Annotated in this window: 16 protein-coding genes; 14 read left to right on the top strand and 2 right to left on the bottom strand. The window is 40.7% G+C overall.

The genetic code is table 11. The features are described from left to right. Positions 1–202 precede the first annotated feature (202 nt). The 10 genes from J3U75_RS02955 to J3U75_RS03000 all read left to right on the top strand — a co-directional run bounded on the left by J3U75_RS02955 (position 203) and on the right by J3U75_RS03000 (position 12492). Entirely contained in the window at positions 203–1060 is an 858-nt protein-coding gene (locus tag J3U75_RS02955) for a chorismate mutase (RefSeq protein ID WP_267390425.1), read from the top strand. Positions 1061–1451: 391 nt separating this feature from the next. After that, entirely contained in the window at positions 1452–3224 is a 1773-nt protein-coding gene (gene ilvB, locus J3U75_RS02960; RefSeq protein WP_267390426.1) for a biosynthetic-type acetolactate synthase large subunit, read from the top strand. Continuing rightward, on the top strand, positions 3221–3712 hold the full coding sequence (gene ilvN, locus J3U75_RS02965) for an acetolactate synthase small subunit (RefSeq protein ID WP_100140561.1): 492 nt from the start codon (positions 3221–3223) through the stop codon (positions 3710–3712). The genes ilvB and ilvN overlap by 4 nt, the downstream gene beginning before the upstream one ends. 82 nt (positions 3713–3794) lie before the next feature. Next, complete coding sequence (gene ilvC / locus J3U75_RS02970; RefSeq protein WP_267390428.1) at positions 3795–4811, top strand: ketol-acid reductoisomerase; 1017 nt, start codon at positions 3795–3797, stop codon at positions 4809–4811. Between the two features lie 93 nt (positions 4812–4904). Next, positions 4905–6245 (top strand): MFS transporter, encoded by a 1341-nt coding sequence (locus J3U75_RS02975; RefSeq protein ID WP_267390429.1) that lies wholly within the window; start codon positions 4905–4907, stop codon positions 6243–6245. 131 nt (positions 6246–6376) lie between these two features. After that, positions 6377–6823, top strand: coding sequence for an SsrA-binding protein SmpB (gene smpB, locus J3U75_RS02980; protein WP_037405662.1), 447 nt, complete (start codon positions 6377–6379; stop codon positions 6821–6823). Positions 6824–7470: 647 nt separating this feature from the next. Then, the gene (locus J3U75_RS02985; protein ID WP_267390431.1) at positions 7471–8004 is read left to right on the top strand and encodes a hypothetical protein; all 534 of its coding nucleotides are present in this window, start codon (positions 7471–7473) and stop codon (positions 8002–8004) included. A 188-nt stretch (positions 8005–8192) separates the two neighbouring features. Then, complete coding sequence (gene guaA, locus J3U75_RS02990) at positions 8193–9758, top strand: glutamine-hydrolyzing GMP synthase (protein ID WP_267390432.1); 1566 nt, start codon at positions 8193–8195, stop codon at positions 9756–9758. A 444-nt stretch (positions 9759–10202) separates the two neighbouring features. Next, positions 10203–11399, top strand: coding sequence for an MFS transporter (locus tag J3U75_RS02995; protein WP_267390433.1), 1197 nt, complete (start codon positions 10203–10205; stop codon positions 11397–11399). A gap of 124 nt (positions 11400–11523) precedes the next feature. Beyond that, on the top strand, positions 11524–12492 hold the full coding sequence (locus J3U75_RS03000) for an alpha/beta hydrolase (protein WP_267390434.1): 969 nt from the start codon (positions 11524–11526) through the stop codon (positions 12490–12492). A 117-nt stretch (positions 12493–12609) separates the two neighbouring features. Here the strand turns inward: J3U75_RS03000 and J3U75_RS03005 are convergent, their stop codons facing one another. Both J3U75_RS03005 and J3U75_RS03010 read right to left on the bottom strand, forming a co-directional pair. Continuing rightward, the gene (locus J3U75_RS03005) at positions 12610–13491 is read right to left on the bottom strand and encodes a LysR family transcriptional regulator (RefSeq protein ID WP_267390491.1); all 882 of its coding nucleotides are present in this window, start codon (positions 13489–13491) and stop codon (positions 12610–12612) included. Between the two features lie 223 nt (positions 13492–13714). Continuing rightward, complete coding sequence (locus J3U75_RS03010) at positions 13715–13915, bottom strand: CsbD family protein (protein ID WP_218965425.1); 201 nt, start codon at positions 13913–13915, stop codon at positions 13715–13717. 413 nt (positions 13916–14328) lie between these two features. Between J3U75_RS03010 and J3U75_RS03015 the strand changes: the two genes are divergently transcribed. The 4 genes from J3U75_RS03015 to J3U75_RS03030 all read left to right on the top strand — a co-directional run bounded on the left by J3U75_RS03015 (position 14329) and on the right by J3U75_RS03030 (position 19270). Next, positions 14329–16695, top strand: coding sequence for a DUF2971 domain-containing protein (locus tag J3U75_RS03015; RefSeq protein WP_267390435.1), 2367 nt, complete (start codon positions 14329–14331; stop codon positions 16693–16695). A 135-nt stretch (positions 16696–16830) separates the two neighbouring features. After that, positions 16831–17934, top strand: coding sequence for a tRNA dihydrouridine(20/20a) synthase DusA (gene dusA / locus J3U75_RS03020; protein WP_267390436.1), 1104 nt, complete (start codon positions 16831–16833; stop codon positions 17932–17934). Between the two features lie 35 nt (positions 17935–17969). Further along, the gene (locus tag J3U75_RS03025; RefSeq protein WP_267390437.1) at positions 17970–18764 is read left to right on the top strand and encodes a thymidylate synthase; all 795 of its coding nucleotides are present in this window, start codon (positions 17970–17972) and stop codon (positions 18762–18764) included. Continuing rightward, positions 18761–19270: a dihydrofolate reductase gene (locus tag J3U75_RS03030; RefSeq protein ID WP_267390438.1), complete on the top strand. Its 510-nt coding sequence runs from the start codon at positions 18761–18763 to the stop codon at positions 19268–19270. The genes J3U75_RS03025 and J3U75_RS03030 overlap by 4 nt, the downstream gene beginning before the upstream one ends. The last annotated feature ends 171 nt before the right edge of the window (positions 19271–19441 follow it).

A 19441-nucleotide genomic window follows, 5' to 3' on the forward strand; every position in this document is an offset into this window, starting at 1 on the left:
CCAGAATTTCATCACGCAAGTTAACATATAAAATATACACACTTTTCATTAATAACAATAGTTTACTATCACTGTTGTAGTGTTACCATAACCTGTTTCTGGCACAGATTCGTCCACATAGACAGTGTTCGCACCAGCCAGCTACTTGCCAGCCTGCTTTTTTTTACTGACAATCAAAGCACCCTTCATAAGGACAACCAACATGATTATAGTAATGCAGCGTCAGGCTACCGAAACACAGATTAACAGCGTCATCAGCTACATCCGTGAGCGCGGATTGCACGAGCATATTTCGCGCGGAGAAGAGCGCACTATTATTGGCGCAGTTGGCGACGAAAGAGTGTTTGAACCACGCGAACTGGAAGCACTAGCCGGAGTAGAAAAAGCCATGCGCGTACTTCAGGATTGGCGCATCATCAGCCGCGAGACCAAAGCCGAAGACACCGTCATTACCGTACGCGGACAGCAGCTTGGCGGCAACCATCATCAATTGGTAGCCAGCGTAACCAACTCACAATTGCCAGAAAACATCAACATATTCATCGATCCCTTTTTTCAAGCGGCCTCACCCTACACCCCACCATCGCAACCGCGAACCAATATGCAGCAACAGATAGCCATTGCTCATAAAGCGGGTAAATCAGTATGGCTACGCATCAGAGACGTGCGCCAGCTCGAACCAGCCTTACAAGCAGAGGCCGACATCATTTACCTTGGCGGCGAACTTATGTCTAACCGTACCCTACTCAACGAAGTAGGCTGCCTAAATATCCCTGTCGTATTGTGTAAAGACAAACATCATCAAGTCGATGACTGGCTTATAGCTGCTGAACACATCGCTTTAAAAGGTAACCACCACCTTATGCTTGGAGAAGCAGGCACCCTCAGCCTTGAGCGCAATGCCCCTTACCGCCTTGACGTAGAAGCCATTGTTAAAGCCAGAAAAATTACCCATCTACCCATCGTTGCCAACATTTCACATCTTGCCCATGCCTACATGGACTCCACCACACTCATGCAGATAGCACAGGCGGCAGGAGCCCACATTATCATTTATTAACTGGACAATAAGTCTAAAATTAAAAATTTTACAAAAACAAATAATTTATTTAAATTTGGACAAATTAATACATAAAATGCATAAAATTTGTCCAAATAAAGCATAAAAATGCACAAAACTAAAAAATTAAAGCATAAAATAAAATTTTAACCTCAAAATAGGAGTAAACTTCACAAAAATAGCACTTGCTTAACATCAACACCTGCTTTATCGTAAACACTCATTTAGCTAACCCAAACCTGCTCATCCGACTACCGGACGCAGAACCAACAGTTCATCACAATAAGTGCGTTCGCGTACCCCAAATCGCTGTTCGCATTTATTAAATCTTACCGGATTGCAGATGCATTGGTTACGTGTCAGTCGGACAGCCAGAACATAAGAGGTTGATATGCAACTTTCAGGTGCACAAATACTCGTGCAGAGTCTCAAAGCCGAGAATGTAGAATATGTTTTCGGATATCCCGGCGGAGCAGTTCTCGAAATATACGACGCCATCTTTCAATTAAAAAAATTTCGCCATATCCTTGTCAGACACGAACAGGCTGCCGTACATGCAGCTGATGCCTACTCACGTGCCAGCAACGGTGAAAAAATAGGCGTCGCACTGGTTACTTCCGGCCCTGGTGCCACCAATGCCATCACCGGTATCGCCACCGCCAATTCCGACTCTGTCCCACTCGTGGTCATTTCCGGTCAGGTAGGCACACCCGCCATTGGTTCCGATGCTTTTCAGGAAGTAGACACCATCGGTATCTCCCGCCCCTGTGTCAAACATAACTTTTTAGTTACCCATATTGGCGAATTAGCTGAAACCATTAAAAAAGCCTTTCAGATTGCCCGCACAGGCCGCCCAGGCGTAGTCGTGATTGATGTGCCCAAAGATGTAACACAGGCAATGGCCAAATTCAGCTATCCTCAAGAAGACATCAACATCCGCTCCTATCAGCCTGTAACCCATGGGCACACCGGCCAGATTAAAAAAGCTGCACAAGTACTGGCCGCAGCCAAACGCCCAATAGTACTGTTCGGCGGCGGCGTGGTATTAGGCAATGCCAGCAACGTACTCACTGATTTCATTCAGTCTACCGGTACCCCCTGTGTTGCCACCTTGATGGGGCTGGGTGCATTTCCCAGTACCAACCGCCAGTTTCTCGGTATGGTAGGTATGCATGGCAGCTATGAAGGCAATTTAGCATTACAAAACGCCGATGTTGTACTAGCCGTTGGGGCACGCTTTGACGACCGCGTTATCTCCGTACCGGACAAATTCACCGATGATGGCAAAAAAATTATCCACATCGATATCGACCCCTCCAGTATCGCCAAACGCGTAAAAGTAGATGTACCGATTGTTGGCGATGTTAAAAACGTATTAGCAGATTTGCTTGCCCTGTGGCAAAAACAAAATCTGGCATTCAGCAATAACGCTCTGGAAAAATGGTGGAAATCCATTGAAAACTGGCGCAGTCACAACAGCCTGTGGTTTGAAAACGCAGATGAATACATCAAACCACAACAAGTCATCCAGACACTAGCCAAAATCACAGGTAACAACGCCCTCATCACCTCCGACGTTGGCCAGCATCAGATGTTTACTGCACAGTACTATCCGTTTCAACGTCCCCGTCAATGGCTCAATTCAGGCGGACTAGGTACCATGGGTGTAGGACTGCCTTATGCCATGGGTGCCAAACTGGCGCGGCCGGAAGAAGATGTATTCTGCATCACTGGTGAAGGTTCCATACAAATGAATATTCAAGAACTTTCCACCTGCTACCAATACCGTCTGCCCATTAAGGTCATCAACCTCAACAATGGCTTTCTCGGCATGGTGCGCCAGTGGCAGGAGCTCTACTACGAAAACCGTTACTCCGAAACCTACATGGATTCACTGCCAGATTTTGTCAAACTGGCGGAAGCGTACGGACACGTCGGAATTCGGGTTGAAAAACCTGCGGATATAGAAGGTGCACTGAAAGAAGCTATTGCTCTGAAAGACCGTCTAGTATTTATGGACTTCATTACTGACCGCACCCAAAATGTCTACCCAATGGTGGGTAACGGCAAAGGTCTGGATGAGATGGTGCTGCCACCACATATGGATAAAATCAAAGCTACAGCTGCCAACGAGCGCGAGCAGAATAGCCGGAGCGCATCATGAGACACATCTTATCTATTCTGATGGAAAATCAATCTGGTGCGATGAGCCGTATAGTCGGCCTATTTTCAGCCCGTGCCTACAACATCGATTCCTTATCTGTTTCCCCCACAGAAGATAGAACCTTATCACGCATGACCATTGTTACCAGTGGCAGCGACAACGTCATGGAGCAAATAACCAAACAGCTCAACAAACTGATTGAGGTTATCAAAGTAATCGATTTAAACGACAGCCAATATGTAGAACGTGAACTCATGCTGGTCAAACTACGTGCCACCGGCAAAGACCGCGATGAAATCCTGCGCCTAGCTGATATTTTCCGCGGCCACATCATCGACGTGACGGACAAAACCTATACAGTAGAAATCACCGGTACCAGCAACAAGCTCGATGCCTTTCTAGACACTGTAGGCAAAACACTGATTCTAGAAACCGTCCGTACCGGAGCTGCCGGCATTGGCCGCGGTGAACGCATGCTACGCATTTAAGCACAAACCCAAACACCTTCGGCCGCATCAGGCCGAAACATGAACATAACCAAGACACAAAGTTTTAACAAAAGGAATAACAATGCAAGTTTATTACGATAAAGACGCCGATCTTTCATTAATCAAAGGCAAAACCGTAGCCATTATCGGCTATGGCTCACAAGGACATGCACACGCAGCGAACCTAAAAGATTCAGGCGTTAATGTAATTGTCGGCTTACGCAAAAACGGCAACTCTTGGCACAAAGCAGTTAATGCCGGCCATGATGTACGCGAAGTAGCCGAAGCCACCAAAGCCGCTGATGTAGTAATGATACTTACCCCTGATGAATTTCAGCCTGCCGTATACATCAACGAAATTGCCCCCAACCTCAAAGACAATGCTACCGTAGCCTTTGCCCACGGTTTCAATATTCATTACAACCAAATCATTCCAGCCAAAAATTTGGATGTGGTGATGATTGCTCCTAAAGGCCCAGGCCATACCGTACGCAGCGAATTTCTAAAAGGCGGCGGCGTACCTAGCTTGATTGCCGTACATCAGGATGCAACTGGCCGTGCCCGTGACATTGCTTTGTCCTATGCTGCTGCTAACGGTGGTACTAAAGGTGGTGTGATTCAAACCACATTTAAAGAAGAAACCGAAACCGACCTTTTTGGCGAACAAGCTGTATTGTGCGGCGGTTTGGTTGAATTAATCAAAACCGGTTTTGAAACGCTGGTAGAAGCCGGCTACGCTCCAGAAATGGCCTACTTCGAATGTCTGCATGAAATGAAACTGATTGTAGACCTTATCTACGAAGGCGGAATTGCCAATATGAATTATTCCATTTCCAATAACGCAGAATACGGCGAATACTTTACCGGCCCACAAGTAGTTAATCAGCACTCCCGCCAAGCCATGCGTGAAGCATTAAAACGCATTCAGAATGGCGACTATGCTAAATCATTCATCGTCGAAGGTGCTACCAACTATCCTTCCATGACAGCCCGCCGCCGCCAAAATGCCGAGCACCCGATTGAAATTATTGGTACCCAATTACGCAGCATGATGCCATGGATTGCCAAAAACAAACTGGTTGATCAGGACAAAAACTAATCAGCCGCAGCAGTCTGCTTGATTTAAAGCAAAAGCTTGTGTATGCATTTTCCATATACAAGCTTTTTTTAACCCTTTCAACCAAAAATAAATATGACCAATACCCCCGCACCGCAGTCAGCTACTGCAACCGCAAAAACACAAAACTCGCCTACCAAAGTCGCTATCGCCAGCCTTGTAGGCACCGCCGTTGAGTTTTACGACTTCTATATCTACGGTCTGGCCGCCGCCTTGGTACTGGGTGACCTGTTTTTTCCAATTCAAGACAAAGCCCTCACAACTATGGCGTCCTTTCTGACTTTCGGTATCGCCTTTATCGCCCGCCCGATTGGTGCCGCATTATTCGGCCATTTTGGCGACAAAGTCGGACGTAAAACCACCCTTATCGCATCCTTACTTATCATGGGTATCAGTACCACCCTAATTGGTATTCTGCCCACATACCAGCAAGCTGGCTTTATCGCCCCATTATGCTTATGCGTCCTGCGCTTCTGTCAGGGCATCGGACTTGGCGGTGAATGGGGCGGTGCCGCCTTATTGGCTACAGAAAATGCACCTAAAGGCAAACGCGCCTTATTTGCCATGTTCCCGCAAATAGGACCTCCTATCGGCTTCATTACAGCCAGCCTGATATTCATACTACTGTCCAAGCATCTAACCAACGATCAAATGATGGCATGGGGCTGGCGCATTCCGTTTCTACTAAGCATCGTATTGGTTGGCCTCGGCATGTATGTCCGCATGTCTATTATTGAAAGCCAAGCATTCCGCAACATGGTTGCTAGGCAAAATCACGTCAAAGTGCCACTGAATGATACCGTTCGCAAACATTACAAACAGCTCATTCTTGGCTCCTTGTCTGCTATGTCGTGCTTCACCCTATTCTTCCTGACCACCGTATTTTCACTGCAATACGCCACCACCACACACCCATGGCAAAGTACGTCTTTATTTAACAAAATCGAATACCTATCCATCCTCATGGGGGCAATCGTATTCATGGCCATAGGGTCACCCATCTCTGCATGGCTGTCAGACAGAATCGGCCGTCGTCCTGTATTTCTGATAGGAGGCATCATCACCATCATAATCGGCCTCTTCTATGGCGATTTAATCAACAACAACAGCACCATAGTAGCAGCTGTATTCTTGTCTTTTTCCCTCTTTATCATGGGAATATTATGGACACCTCTGGCCGCGTTTCTGCCAGAAATTTTTCCAACCAACGTACGTTATACCGGAGCGGCCATCTCCTTTAGCTTCGGCGGCATACTGGGTGGGTCACTCACTCCTTTTCTCGCCGCATCACTTGTCAAAGAATACGGTTTACAAGGTAGCGTCTACATTGGCTGGTTTCTCATAGCCGCCTGCCTACTCAGCATCATTGCCGTACTATTACTGCCTGAAACCCATAGGCAAGAAATAGAAAACTGATACAAATAAAAAACCGATTGATTCAATCGGTTTTTTAATGCCACATTCACACTGCCCCAGCGTCAGTCAGTCTTCAAAAGCATCACTTTCTGCTAAAATACCCACGAAAACACAGCATAGCAGAAATCATCATGAGCATAATCAATAACAAAAAAGCCTTTCACGATTACTTTATCGAAGAGCAAATAGAAGCCGGTATCGTCCTCGAAGGCTGGGAAGTCAAAGCCATCCGTGCCGGCCGCGTGCAAATCAAAGAAAGCTATATTCAATGGAAAAAAGGTGCATTCTATCTGGTCGGCAGCCACATCACCGCATTACCCACAGCGTCCAATCACGTTAAACCTGATCCAGTACGGCAGCGTAAACTACTGCTGAAACAATCAGAAATCAACAAATTGATTGGTAAAGTAGAACGCAGCGGCTATACCCTTGTTCCCGTAAACATGCATTACAGCCATGGCTATGTCAAAATCGATATGGGTTTAGCCAAAGGTAAAAAACAGCACGACAAACGCCAGAGTAGCAAAGAAAAAGACTGGAACCGCGAAAAACAGCGGCTCATGAAACAGGCTCGCTGATTTATGTATAAAATAAAATCTTTACAAGGGAAATTGAATCAACACAATTTCCCTTTTTCATAAATTTCCGCATAAAAAAGCCAAATAAATTTCTTTAATTGATTTGAATTTCGTAATAATTCTCAGCGGTCTAACATAACCTAATTTATAAAATATCCCTCTTATAAAATACTGTTAATCCATGTTAAAATAAAAAATATATTGAAAAATCAAAATACCTCAATCCAATCTATTTAATATATATTTTAAGCGATGAAGCGAGAAATTATGAAAATGTTATTGGTAAAGTAAAGCTAATACATCAATCCACACATAAATAATCTCCTTTATCAGAATATCAACTGTGGCCATCTATCAGCCGTTTTCAGATAATAAAAAGCAGTCCTCAGAAAATCAAATAAAACAACGTAGGCAATCACCAATGCTGATCACTTCTGAATAATCTCGCGAGTTAAAATAACGTTGAAAACTTCACATACCTCTTCTCTTGAAACAGCAGTACATATTTACAACGCTCTTTTCATAACGAGCTTAAAACTAAAAAAAGTGCACGTGTCACTGAAATGATAAACATCCTTGAAAAAAATTCTGGATTTTTTTATCGATTAACAATACCTTTCACCGCATAAACAACTTCAGGTACAAGCATGAATGATCATCAAGCAATTTTAAAAGTAATGAAGGAATGGCGCTGCAATTCCAAAGCTTATGCCAAAATTTATCTGTTTGCCTGCTGCGTATGTGCATTTATATCACTGGTGTGCGGGCTGGATGTATTAACCAGACACAATGAAACGGGCAGTTTATTGTTTTTTACATCAGCACTCATATGTACCTTTTTTCTCTTCAGACGATATAAAAACAAACGGCACAACATTAAACAAGTTCGCTTCACCACTAAGGCAGTTTACATAGAAAAACTAAAATTAGATATCAGCTACCTTAAATCTGTTGAATACATCAGAACACTTAAAAACAGCGATAACTCAATCATCTCTATCGAATTCAGCATGACATTTTTTCCCAATACGCTAGTTAAAGATAACGTACATTTTTATATGGAATTCGGAAAAATATTATTTGGTACCAGCGAGAAATACGACTACCAGAGACGATTCATCAATGTACTGAAGGTACTTGCAAAAGACAGACGAGAACAATTGAAAAAACATCAAAATTAGATTCAAACAGCAAAACATCCCTACCCAAAACGCATCAGCATTAAAATAAACATATTAATCAATCTTATCAGGAAATATTGCATATTTTCAAAACATGCCTCCTCCCCATGTCAGGCAGAAGCAGAAATAAAAACCGAAAAGTGTTAAAATAACGCGCTTTATACCCAAACACCCGTCAAGAGCCTAGCATGAATCAGGATAAAATCTTAATTCTCGATTTTGGTTCACAAGTAACCCAGCTCATCGCCCGGCGCGTACGTGAAGCTCATGTTTATTGTGAATTACATTCATTTGATATGCCCATTGCCGATATCAAGGCATTTGCCCCTAAAGGCATTATCCTGTCCGGTGGCCCCAATTCAGTCTACGAATCAGACTATCAGGCCAATCCGGAAATTCTGAATCTCGGCATTCCCATTCTCGGCATTTGCTACGGCATGCAATGGCTGGCGCATACCATGGGCGGAGAAGTGAGCGGTGGCGACCAGCGCGAATTCGGCTATGCTCAGGTGCACACAGAAGACAGCCAATTCACCAATGGCATTTTTGACAACCAGCCCAACACACTGGATGTGTGGATGAGCCATGGTGACAAAGTCAGCAAACTGCCGGTAGGCTTTAAAAGCATTGGCCACACCCCGAGCTGCCCCTATGCCATTATTGAAAACCCGCAAAAACACTTTTACGGCGTACAGTTTCACCCAGAAGTAACCCACACCAAACAAGGGCGTGAATTAATCAATCGCTTTGTACTGGATATTTGTCAGGCCAAACCAAGCTGGACAATGCCAAACTACATTGAAGAAGCAGTCAGCAAGATTCGTGAACAAGTAAGTACCGATGAAGTCATTCTGGGGCTTTCTGGTGGGGTTGATTCATCTGTAGCCGCAGCACTGATTCACCGCGCCATCGGAGACCAGCTAACCTGCGTATTTGTAGATCATGGCTTACTGCGCTATAAAGAAGCTCAGATGGTCATGGATATGTTTGGAAAAAATCTTGGCGTAAACGTTATTCACGTAGACGCTTCTGCCGATTTTCTATCCAAATTATCAGGTGAAACCGACCCAGAACGCAAACGTAAAATCATCGGTGCCGAATTTGTCGAAGTCTTCCAGCGCGAAGCCGGCAAACGTCAGAATGCCAAATGGCTGGCTCAAGGCACGATTTATCCAGATGTAATTGAAAGTGCCGGAGCCAAAACAAAAAAAGCACATGCCATTAAAAGCCATCACAACGTGGGTGGACTACCTGAAACCCTCAACCTGCAACTACTCGAGCCACTGCGAGACCTTTTCAAAGACGAAGTACGTGAATTGGGCGTAGCTTTAGGTTTACCACGCGACATGGTATACCGTCATCCCTTCCCTGGTCCTGGCTTAGGCGTGCGAATATTGGGAGAAGTAAAACGTGAATATGCCGATTTACTGCGCCGTGCCGACCATATCTTCATCGAAGAATTACGCAACACCTGTGATGAAGACGGCGTATCATGGTACGACAAAACCAGCCAAGCCTTTGCCGTATTCCTGCCAGTAAAATCCGTAGGCGTCATGGGCGATGGCCGCACCTATGAATACGTAGTTGCACTACGAGCTGTGATTACCAGCGATTTTATGACCGCCCACTGGGCACATTTGCCCTACGATTTACTGGGTCGCGTATCCAATCGCATCATCAACGAAGTGCGCGGCATCAACCGCGTAGTTTATGATGTGAGCGGTAAACCACCTGCTACTATCGAATGGGAATAATCACAAATTACAATTAATTTAACTCAAAAGCCTTGTTCTACAAGGCTTTTATTTTTAATTAAAATAGTAAACTGGAATAAAACAAAACCTATAATAAAAAACTAATCTAAATACACAAACTACAGAATAAAATATTATTTTATAGATTTCACTACTGTAGCTAGCTTTTCTATATAAATCACTTACCAAACACAGTTAAGCTCACTCCATTCAAAAATACCATTATCTATGCCTAAAAAGCATGAATCACCATAAAGTATAAGTATTTTACATATAAATTTAAGATACCTATACTTTCTCAAATCATAAAAAACCAATGATTGATAAAAAAAATTTTTAAAACAAAGTTATACCAATAAGTTTAAAACTGCTATAGATATTAATTATGCAAATGAAATACATACCTATCTACAACAATTAGCAACGAAAAGGAGAATTAAAATAATGCAGTCACCAATCAATTTATCACCATTAAAAGCCCAATGGTCTGCCGTATTTTCTCTATTTCTAGGCGTCACCAGTCTTATAAGTGAAGAATTCATTCCCATAAGCCTACTCACCCCTATAGCAAAATCCCTACATATTACTGAAGGCATGGCCGGACAAACCGTCACCGCAGTAGGTATTTTTGCCGTATTGTCCAGTTTGTTTCTATCTAGCATTACCGGAAATATAAATAGACGCAAAGTATTACTAATGCTTTCTCTAATGCTAATCATAGCCAATATATTGATTGCCTTTGCACCAAACTACATCCTATTATTAATTGGACGTAGCATACTAGGACTATGTGTTGGCAGTTTCTGGTCTCTATCTTCCGCTGTAACCATGCAGCTGGTTCCTAAACAGAATGTTTCACGTGCTCTTAGCGTCGTTTATGCCGGTGTATCTGTAGCAACCATCATTTCCCTGCCATTGGCCAGTTATCTGGGCAATCTAATCGGTTGGAGAAGTATTTTTCTGTATTCAGCACTTTTAGCTGCGATTGCATTTATTTGGCAGTTCTTCTCATTGCCACAGTTAGCTCCCCAAACTGATAGCAACTTTAAAAATATGATATTGCTGCTGAAACAGCCATGGGTAACCACCGGCATGCTAGCCACCATATTTAGTTATGGTGGATATCACATTTTCTTTACATATCTAAGACCTTTTCTACAGCATACTCTTTCTCTGCCTGCCAATACCTTATCAATGTTATTACTACTATTTGCTATAGGAAACTTTATTGGGACAATGATTGCAGGCTGGATAATGCATAACTATTTTAAATCGGCCATGATAATCAGCCACATAATATTTTTTATCCTGGCCATCAGTTTATTTACCAGCAGCAATAATCCGGCAACCGATTCAGCATTAGTCGTTGCTTGGGGATTTATGTTTGGTTTTCTACCTGTTGGCTGGTCCACCTGGATAGCCATCACACTGGCCAATAAATCCGAAATGATGGGCGGCCTCTCAGTTGCAGCTATTCAGTTTGCCATCGGTTTAGCCGCCGCAATCGGTGGAAGTATTTATGACCATCATGGTATCAATGGCATATTTTTGATATCGGCATCGATATTCATCGTGGCATTGTTTCTTATTCAGACCAGTTTGACATTATTAACGCATACCACCACAAAACAACTACCCTAATTCTATTCACCTGCAAAGATATACACTCATGAGAAACGTTTATTTATATTTTAGAAAAAATTTTCTACCTTTACTGAATCTAATATTTTTCTCAATATTATCTTCACTATCTAATGGAGCTGATATGTACAATCAGACAGATAATTTCTATCAAAGTAATCTTGTAACAAGGCAACCAGTAAATTTTCTTAATCAGTACCAAATGAAAGTTGCCGGAAATCTGTTTATTCCCAAAAGTATTATTACCAATCAAAAATACCCCGCAATAATTGTCGGTCACCCAATGGGTGCAGTCAAAGAACAAAGTGCTAATTTATATGCCACTAAAATGGCCGAACAAGGCTTTATTACGCTTTCTATCGATTTATCATTCTGGGGTGAAAGTGATGGACATCCTCGCAATGCCGTATTACCTGATATGTACAGCGAAGATTTCAGTGCCGCAGTAGATTTCTTAGGCACTCAGCCATTTGTAGATCGCAATAAAATAGGCGTCATCGGCATATGTGGCAGCGGTAGCTTTGCCATCAGCGCCGCTAAAATTGATCCTCGCCTCAAAGCCATTGCCACTGTCAGCATGTACGACATGGGTGCAGCAACCCGCAACGGTTTGCACCATACACTTACCCTGCAAAAACGAAAACAAATCATCCAGCAAGCTGCAGAACAACGCTACATTGAATTTACTGGCGGAAAAATCGAGTATACCGGAGGCACCATTAATAAAGGAAAAATCACTGCTTCTGACAGCCCAATAGCTCATGAATTTTATGATTTTTACCGTACTGCTCGTGGTGAGTTTACACCATCCGGTTCACAACCAGATTTAACTACCCACCCCACCCTAAGCAGCAACCCCAAATTCATGAATTTTTACCCCTTTAATGACATAGAAACCATCTCACCACGTCCATTATTGTTCATTACAGGAGATAAAGCCCATTCTAAAGAATTCAGCGAAGATGCATACCGCCGCGCAGCCGAACCCAAAGAGCTGTATTACGTAAAAAATGCCGGCCATGTAGATTTATACGACCGTGTTAACCTTATCCCCTTCGCCAAACTAACCTCATTTTTCAAAACCAACCTTTAATCAGGCAAAGTAAAAACAGCTAATACAAAATAGTTTGAATATATTTATTTTGCCTGCATCTTTTATTTAAACTACAGATGTAGGCAAAGACTGACAATAAAAGCCATATAACAGAGCTTAAATAGAAAAAACTTCCTTCAAACGCTGTAAAAACAGCATAGAAACTTTTGAAAACAATTGAAATCTTTTCCAAACTATGTTGACATCCACTTCCAATAGCGGATGCAGCGGCCGAAAACAGAAAACACTGTCTCCACTAGTATTAATCAATTTATCCAAACACAAAGCATAGCCCACATTCTGCTCAACCAACAGCGCCGCATTAAAAATCAAGTTATAAGTTGCAACCACATTAAGCTGGTCATAATCTTTTTTTATCCAACTAGCTATACTGTTACTCATATACTTTTGGCGCGACATAATTAGAGGCAGTCCCCATAAATCTTGCGGTTGAATAAAATCGCGTTCAGCTAATGCATTATTTTTACGCATCAGCACACCCCATCTGTCTTTCTGCGGCAAACAGATCGAATCATATTTATCCACACGCGCTGGATCAATTAATACACCAAAATCAAGTAACCCTTTATCTAACCGCTCAGTTACATCATTGGCATTACCACTGAAAATATGAAAGCGAATACGAGGATAATCTTTCTGCATCATCTTGATTACCCCTACAACCGGTCTTAACGCATCCGTTTCACCACAGCCAATATAAATATCTCCGTGCAGACTTTTATCTAAATGATGAAACTCAGACTCCGTTTTGTGTACCAGCTCCAGTATCTGCTCAGCACGTTGACGCAAGTGTATGCCTTCTTCCGTCAGCGTAATTCGTCGGCGGCCACGTATAAACAAAGTACATCCTAATTCTTCTTCCAGCTCAATAAGCTGGCGCGACAGCGTAGGCTGAGTAAGATGCAGGTAATCAGCTGCGGCTGTTATACTTTCTTCTCTAGTCAATGCCAGAAAATAACGCAATACTTTAAGATCCACCAAGCAACTCTCCTTTATCCTTCCAGTGCACAGACTAGCATCTTCTAACTAAGCAAAAATTTTATTATCATCCTAAAACCAGATTACTATTTTATTTACAAGAAAACAATTAAATATCATAGCCATTGAATTAAATCTTATTCAATATATAAATCAAATTAATATATATTTAAGTGAAAAACAAAAGGCCGCTAAAAAGCGGCCTGAAAAACATGATTCAGAATTAATCCTGAAATTTTTTCTTAATAGAATCCACAGCATTATCGATAGCATTAGCTGCATCATGCACAGCATCTTTTACACTGCCAACGGCTTTATCAACAATACCTTCAGACTGAGTCTTAGTATCTCCAACTACCTTACCCACATTTTCTTTTACTTCACCTTTGGCTTTATCTACAAATCCATTATCGTTCATATTCATAACCATCTCCGTTCTGTTTAATCATTGCTTAAAATTTTTTATATAAAACACTTATCCTTCAGTAATTTATCTTAGAGAGACAACCAAAAGCCCGCAATAGCTATAGTCAGAATTTGCAGCTAATTACAAACATCACAAAAAAACTAGTAAAACCTAGAAATAGTTAACTTAAATACAAACAATAAATACAGTAACAGCCGAATTTAAAAATCCGTTTCAGAAACTCATTAAAATAATTAATCCAATTCAAGAATTGCCATGCAAATTTTAACTTTGTTTTTTTTTATTGTATTTTGTTAAAATTATTATAAACACAATGACTTAAATTGGTTATCTAACAATACAAATTACATAGCAAAGTCAGCTAAAAGCTATTCTGAATGTTTTAAAAAATTTAGAAAGTAGAGATCAAAATGGCAGATGACAAAGTTAACAAACAAATTGAAGAATTAAGCAAAATAAGCCGTGATGATGGAAAAGAAGAATATGCAAAAGCTCAGTTTGAATTAGGTCTTATTTATCAAGATAAAAAACATGATTATGATAAGGCTGAAGAGCATTACTTAAATATTTTCAGAGAAGACGCAACTAAATTTTATGCTAGAGCTCAATTGAATTTAGGTTGTATTTATTATGAAATAAAACAGGATTATGAAAGATCTATTCGATTTTACTCTAATGTCGCCGAAGAAGATCCGCCTGAAGTCTATGCTATTGCTCAATTTTATTTAGGTTGTATTTATGATGAGATAAAACATGATTATGAACAAGCCATTCGATTTTACTCTAATATAACCAAAGAGGATGAACCTAAAATTTATGCGATTGCTCAATTTAATTTAGCTATTATTTATCAAGAGAAAAAACAGGATTATGATAAGGCTGAACTCTTTTTCTCTAATATAACCAAAGAGGATGAACCTAAAATTTATGCGATTGCTCAATTTAATTCAGCTATTATTTATCAAGAGAAAAAACAGGATTATGATAAGGCTGAACTCTTTTTCTCTAGTATAACCAGAGAGGATGACCCTTATATTTATGCTAAAGCTCAATTTAATTTAGCTATTATCTATAAAAAGAAAAAACAGGATTATGATAAGGCTGAACTTTTTTTCTCTAGTATAACCAGAGAGGATGACCCTTATATTTATGCTAAAGCTCAATTTAATTTAGCTATTATTTATCAAGAAAAAAAACAGGATTATAATAAGGCTGAACTCTTTTACTCTAATATAACCAGAGAGGATGACCCTAAAACTTATGCGGTTGCTCAATACAAATTAGCTCTTATCTATGAAAAGATAAAACAGGATTATGATAAGGTTGAACTTTTTTACTCTAATATAACCAGAGAGGATGACCCTAAATTTTATGCGGTTGCTCAATATAATTTAGCTCTTATCTATAAAAAGAAAAAAAATGATGACAATGAGGCTATAAAATTTTTTTCAAATATCAGTCATGAGCATGACTCAGAATATTATTATCTTGCACAGTTTGAGTTAGGTAATATTTACTTGTTTAAAAAACAACTACCCGAAGAATCCCTTAAGTTTTATAAGCAAATCAAATATCGCAATTTATCAGCGTGTAATTTTATATCTGCTCAATTAATATTAGGATTAATTGATTTAAAATCGAATAATATTGGTAATATTAAATGGAAAAAAATAATAATTAATAGTATTGAGAAAATTTGTCAATTAGTTAAAGAAATAAAAGATTTATTAATGGTTTCATTCGAAAAAAATTTATCATCTAACGAAGAAATAGTAACCAAAAATCCTGAACGGCGTGTAGCGCATTACACTAGACCGGGTGTTTTATTCAATTTACTTAAAGGCAAAAATCCAAGTAAATTCAGATTGAATATCGTCGATTTCATGAATGATCCCAGTGAGAATCAGGTATTAACACAATGGCTGAATATTACAACTAATCCAGATAATGAAATTAAAACATTCTTAGCTAGCTTTTCCTTTAATCATAACTCTTTAAATCAATTTCGATTATATGGAAATGAGGACAATATATTTGGTTCAGGTGTTAGCATAGCTTTTAATCACAATTTTTTCGGCCAGAATGCTGAACGAAGTATAAATATGGAAAATTTTAATATAACAAAACAATTTTCTACTTCAACTTCTGAAAATGAAAACCAAATTTTAAGTCTTAATAAAACCGAAGATAAACCAAATACAAATCTTTATCCTTTACCTATATATCGTTGCCTGTACTTTGACCCTAAAACTGAATATGTTTCTTTGGCTAAGCGTAACAAACAATCTTTCTATCTGGAAATGAGTAACGAAAAAGAAACTCAGAATATTGAAAGCGAGTGGAAAAATTATATAGATACATTAAACGAACAGAAAAAAATACAAGATATTCGCATACATTTAAAAAAAATAAATGTTCTAATGAGTAAACTTTTAAAAAACCGTGAGTTACAAAAAATACCCAATTTGCAACAATTACTTAGCTTAGCTGTCTTACCTATATCCTGCCTGATAAAACACGCTGCTTTCGAAGATGAGGACGAATGCCGCATGATTTATATTACTCACATCGCAGATAAAAATATTGTTGAACCAACAGATTATCAAGCCGCTAATAATTTGTACATTGAATATAAAGAAGTTGAAGATTATATAGACAAAATTTATCTGGGTCCGCAATGTAAAATGCAGCATAAATTATGGCTAGATAATCATTTCAAGAAAAAACACAATGGAAAAGAAATCAGATTGATTAAATCCGAAATGCCTTTGCGTTAATTTTTATACTGAATAATGATAGCAAAAGTGTATTTTTGCATTTAGCCTACCATGCAATATATTTAACCCATGTATAATCTGCATTTATGTAGAATTTAACTAGGTGCTTCACTGTACTCACACAGTGGTACGGCCTTGAATCAACGGTTTTTAGAAGTGCAAACAATGCAGGAATACAAACGTTTAAGCGCTATCAATGGTACTGCAACGGCCAATACAAATCAGCAGGTTAATCAACCTCTGCCGCCAAGAACCTTGTCTGTGGCGCCAATGTTAGACTGGACAGACCGGCACTACCGCTATATGGCCAGACTAATTAGCCAAAATACATGGCTGTATACGGAAATGATTAACGCTAATGCCATTATTCATGGCAATCGAGATAAATTACTGGCATATCATCCGCAAGAGCAGCCCGTTGCTTTGCAGCTTGGGGGCAGCGAACCCGATGTATTGGCGCAGGCAGCAAAAATTGCTGCCAGCTATGGTTACAACGAAATCAACTTAAACTGTGGTTGTCCTAGCCCGCGCGTACAGCATGGTGCTTTTGGTGCTTGCTTAATGCGTGAGGTTGCGCTGGTAGCCCACTGTCTGAATGCTATACAGGAAGCCGTAGATATTCCGGTTACCATTAAGCATCGCATCGGTTTGGACAAAGAAACTGCTTATGAGCCATTAGCTGATTTTGTTGGCACATTGCGTGAACGTACCGCCTGCCGCATTTTTATTGTACATGCGCGTAATGCATGGCTCGAGGGTCTATCACCAAAAGATAACCGTGATATTCCACCACTACGCTATGACTATGTTTATCGCCTTAAACAGGAATTCCCTGATTTACAAATCATTCTCAACGGTGGCGTGACCAGCAATGAGCAAATTAGCCAGCATCTACAATATGTCGATGGCGTAATGGTCGGGCGTGAGGCTTATCATAATCCGATGCTGATGCGTAGTTGGGATGCTGAATTTTATGGCAGTACACTTCCTGCAGTGGAATATGAAGCCTTAGTCGAGCAATTGATTGAATATACACAGCAGCAGTTGGCAAAACCCGATAATTCTTTGCGCCATATGGCACGTCACTACCTAGGGCTGATGCATGGTCTGCAAGGAGCACGCCAGTGGCGGCGTATGCTATCCGATGCTTCTTTGTTAAAAAATAACAATGCCAGTTTAATTGCTGCTGCATGGCAGGCAGTGAAAAATAGCAGCGTCAGCCAGCCTGCATCAATTTAAGCTACAATTACCCTATTTTGTATTGGATAATCTGTATGCAACAGTATCTAGACTTAATGCAACACGTACTTGATCATGGCGTGGACAAATCAGACCGTACCGGTACCGGTACTCGTTCTGTTTTCGGTTATCAAATGCGCTTTAATCTCGCCGATGGCTTTCCTGTGCTCACCACTAAAAAACTGCATTTGCGTTCCATTATTTATGAATTGCTGTGGTTTTTACGCGGCGATACCAATATCCACTATCTGCATGAACACAATGTTACCATTTGGGATGAATGGGCAGATGCCGATGGCAATCTAGGGCCGGTTTACGGCTATCAATGGCGCAGCTGGCCAGCACCGGATGGCCGCCATATCGACCAAATCAGCAATTTGCTGCAGCAGATTAAAAACAATCCAGACAGTCGGCGCCTGATTGTTTCTGCATGGAATCCGGCATTGGTAGATGAAATGGCCTTACCCCCTTGCCATGCTTTGTTTCAGTTTTATGTGGCAAACGGTAAATTGTCCTGCCAGCTTTATCAGCGCAGTGCCGATATATTTCTTGGTGTACCGTTCAACATCGCCAGCTATGCCCTGTTGACCATGATGATTGCTCAAGTTTGTGATTTACAATTAGGTGAATTTGTTCATACCTTAGGTGATGCTCACCTATACAGCAATCACTTCGAGCAGGCAAAATTGCAATTATCCCGTACACCGAAAAAGCTGCCACAAATGCATTTAAACCCAGATGTAAAAGACCTATTTGCATTTCAGTTTGAAGATTTCACTCTAACGGATTATCATCCGGATGCTCATATCAAAGCCCCAGTAGCCGTATGAACAAATTCCGTAAAATCACCTTAATTGCAGCGCTTTCTGATAATAATTGTATTGGCAAAAAAAATCAGATTCCATGGTATGTACCCGAAGATTTTCAATTTTTTAAACATTACACCATGGGCAAACCTGTGATAATGGGGCGCAAAACATGGGATTCGCTGCCCAAAAAACCCTTACCGGGACGGCCAAATTACGTAATCAGTCGAAATCCGGAGCAAGAGTTTTGCAGTGCTACATCCTGCCGGAATATCGAAGAGGCTCTTTTCCAGTTAGCAGACACTGATGAAGTCATTATTATGGGCGGCGCACAAATCTATGCTCAAGCGATGCCCTTAGCTACTGATCTACGCATCACCAGAATTCATTTAGATGTTGCCGGAGATACATTTTTTCCAGAAATTAGCCCCCGTGAATGGCAATTAGCAGAAAGCAGTAATCATACGAGTAAACAAGATAATATTGTTTATGACTTACAGCATTTTGTGCGCTTGCCCACTGCCGATTAATTCCAATAATTATCCAGTAGTTAATTCGCATTTAAAGTGAATTTAGCAATAGAGGATGAGGTTAAATGAGCAGGCTTTTTTGAAATATTGAATTTAATTGTTGCTTTGCCTGCATGATAACTATGATGTCTGAAATTTAATGTCGTAGCCAATCTTCTATCCTCTGCTATG

Source organism: Snodgrassella sp. B3088 (assembly GCF_026535815.1).
In the GTDB taxonomy this organism is placed as follows: Bacteria; Pseudomonadota; Gammaproteobacteria; order Burkholderiales; family Neisseriaceae; genus Snodgrassella; species Snodgrassella alvi_E.

What these genes read in the sequence shown, in the direction of transcription:
- J3U75_RS02955 (WP_267390425.1), top strand. Translation starts at nt 203, where the DNA reads ATGATTATAGTAATGCAGCGTCAGGCTACCGAAACACAGATTAACAGC.
- ilvB (WP_267390426.1), top strand. Translation starts at nt 1,452, where the DNA reads ATGCAACTTTCAGGTGCACAAATACTCGTGCAGAGTCTCAAAGCCGAG.
- ilvN (WP_100140561.1), top strand. Translation starts at nt 3,221, where the DNA reads ATGAGACACATCTTATCTATTCTGATGGAAAATCAATCTGGTGCGATG.
- ilvC (WP_267390428.1), top strand. Translation starts at nt 3,795, where the DNA reads ATGCAAGTTTATTACGATAAAGACGCCGATCTTTCATTAATCAAAGGC.
- J3U75_RS02975 (WP_267390429.1), top strand. Translation starts at nt 4,905, where the DNA reads ATGACCAATACCCCCGCACCGCAGTCAGCTACTGCAACCGCAAAAACA.
- smpB (WP_037405662.1), top strand. Translation starts at nt 6,377, where the DNA reads ATGAGCATAATCAATAACAAAAAAGCCTTTCACGATTACTTTATCGAA.
- J3U75_RS02985 (WP_267390431.1), top strand. Translation starts at nt 7,471, where the DNA reads ATGAATGATCATCAAGCAATTTTAAAAGTAATGAAGGAATGGCGCTGC.
- guaA (WP_267390432.1), top strand. Translation starts at nt 8,193, where the DNA reads ATGAATCAGGATAAAATCTTAATTCTCGATTTTGGTTCACAAGTAACC.
- J3U75_RS02995 (WP_267390433.1), top strand. Translation starts at nt 10,203, where the DNA reads ATGCAGTCACCAATCAATTTATCACCATTAAAAGCCCAATGGTCTGCC.
- J3U75_RS03000 (WP_267390434.1), top strand. Translation starts at nt 11,524, where the DNA reads ATGTACAATCAGACAGATAATTTCTATCAAAGTAATCTTGTAACAAGG.
- J3U75_RS03010 (WP_218965425.1), bottom strand. Translation starts at nt 13,915, where the DNA reads ATGAATATGAACGATAATGGATTTGTAGATAAAGCCAAAGGTGAAGTA.
- J3U75_RS03015 (WP_267390435.1), top strand. Translation starts at nt 14,329, where the DNA reads ATGGCAGATGACAAAGTTAACAAACAAATTGAAGAATTAAGCAAAATA.
- J3U75_RS03025 (WP_267390437.1), top strand. Translation starts at nt 17,970, where the DNA reads ATGCAACAGTATCTAGACTTAATGCAACACGTACTTGATCATGGCGTG.
- J3U75_RS03030 (WP_267390438.1), top strand. Translation starts at nt 18,761, where the DNA reads ATGAACAAATTCCGTAAAATCACCTTAATTGCAGCGCTTTCTGATAAT.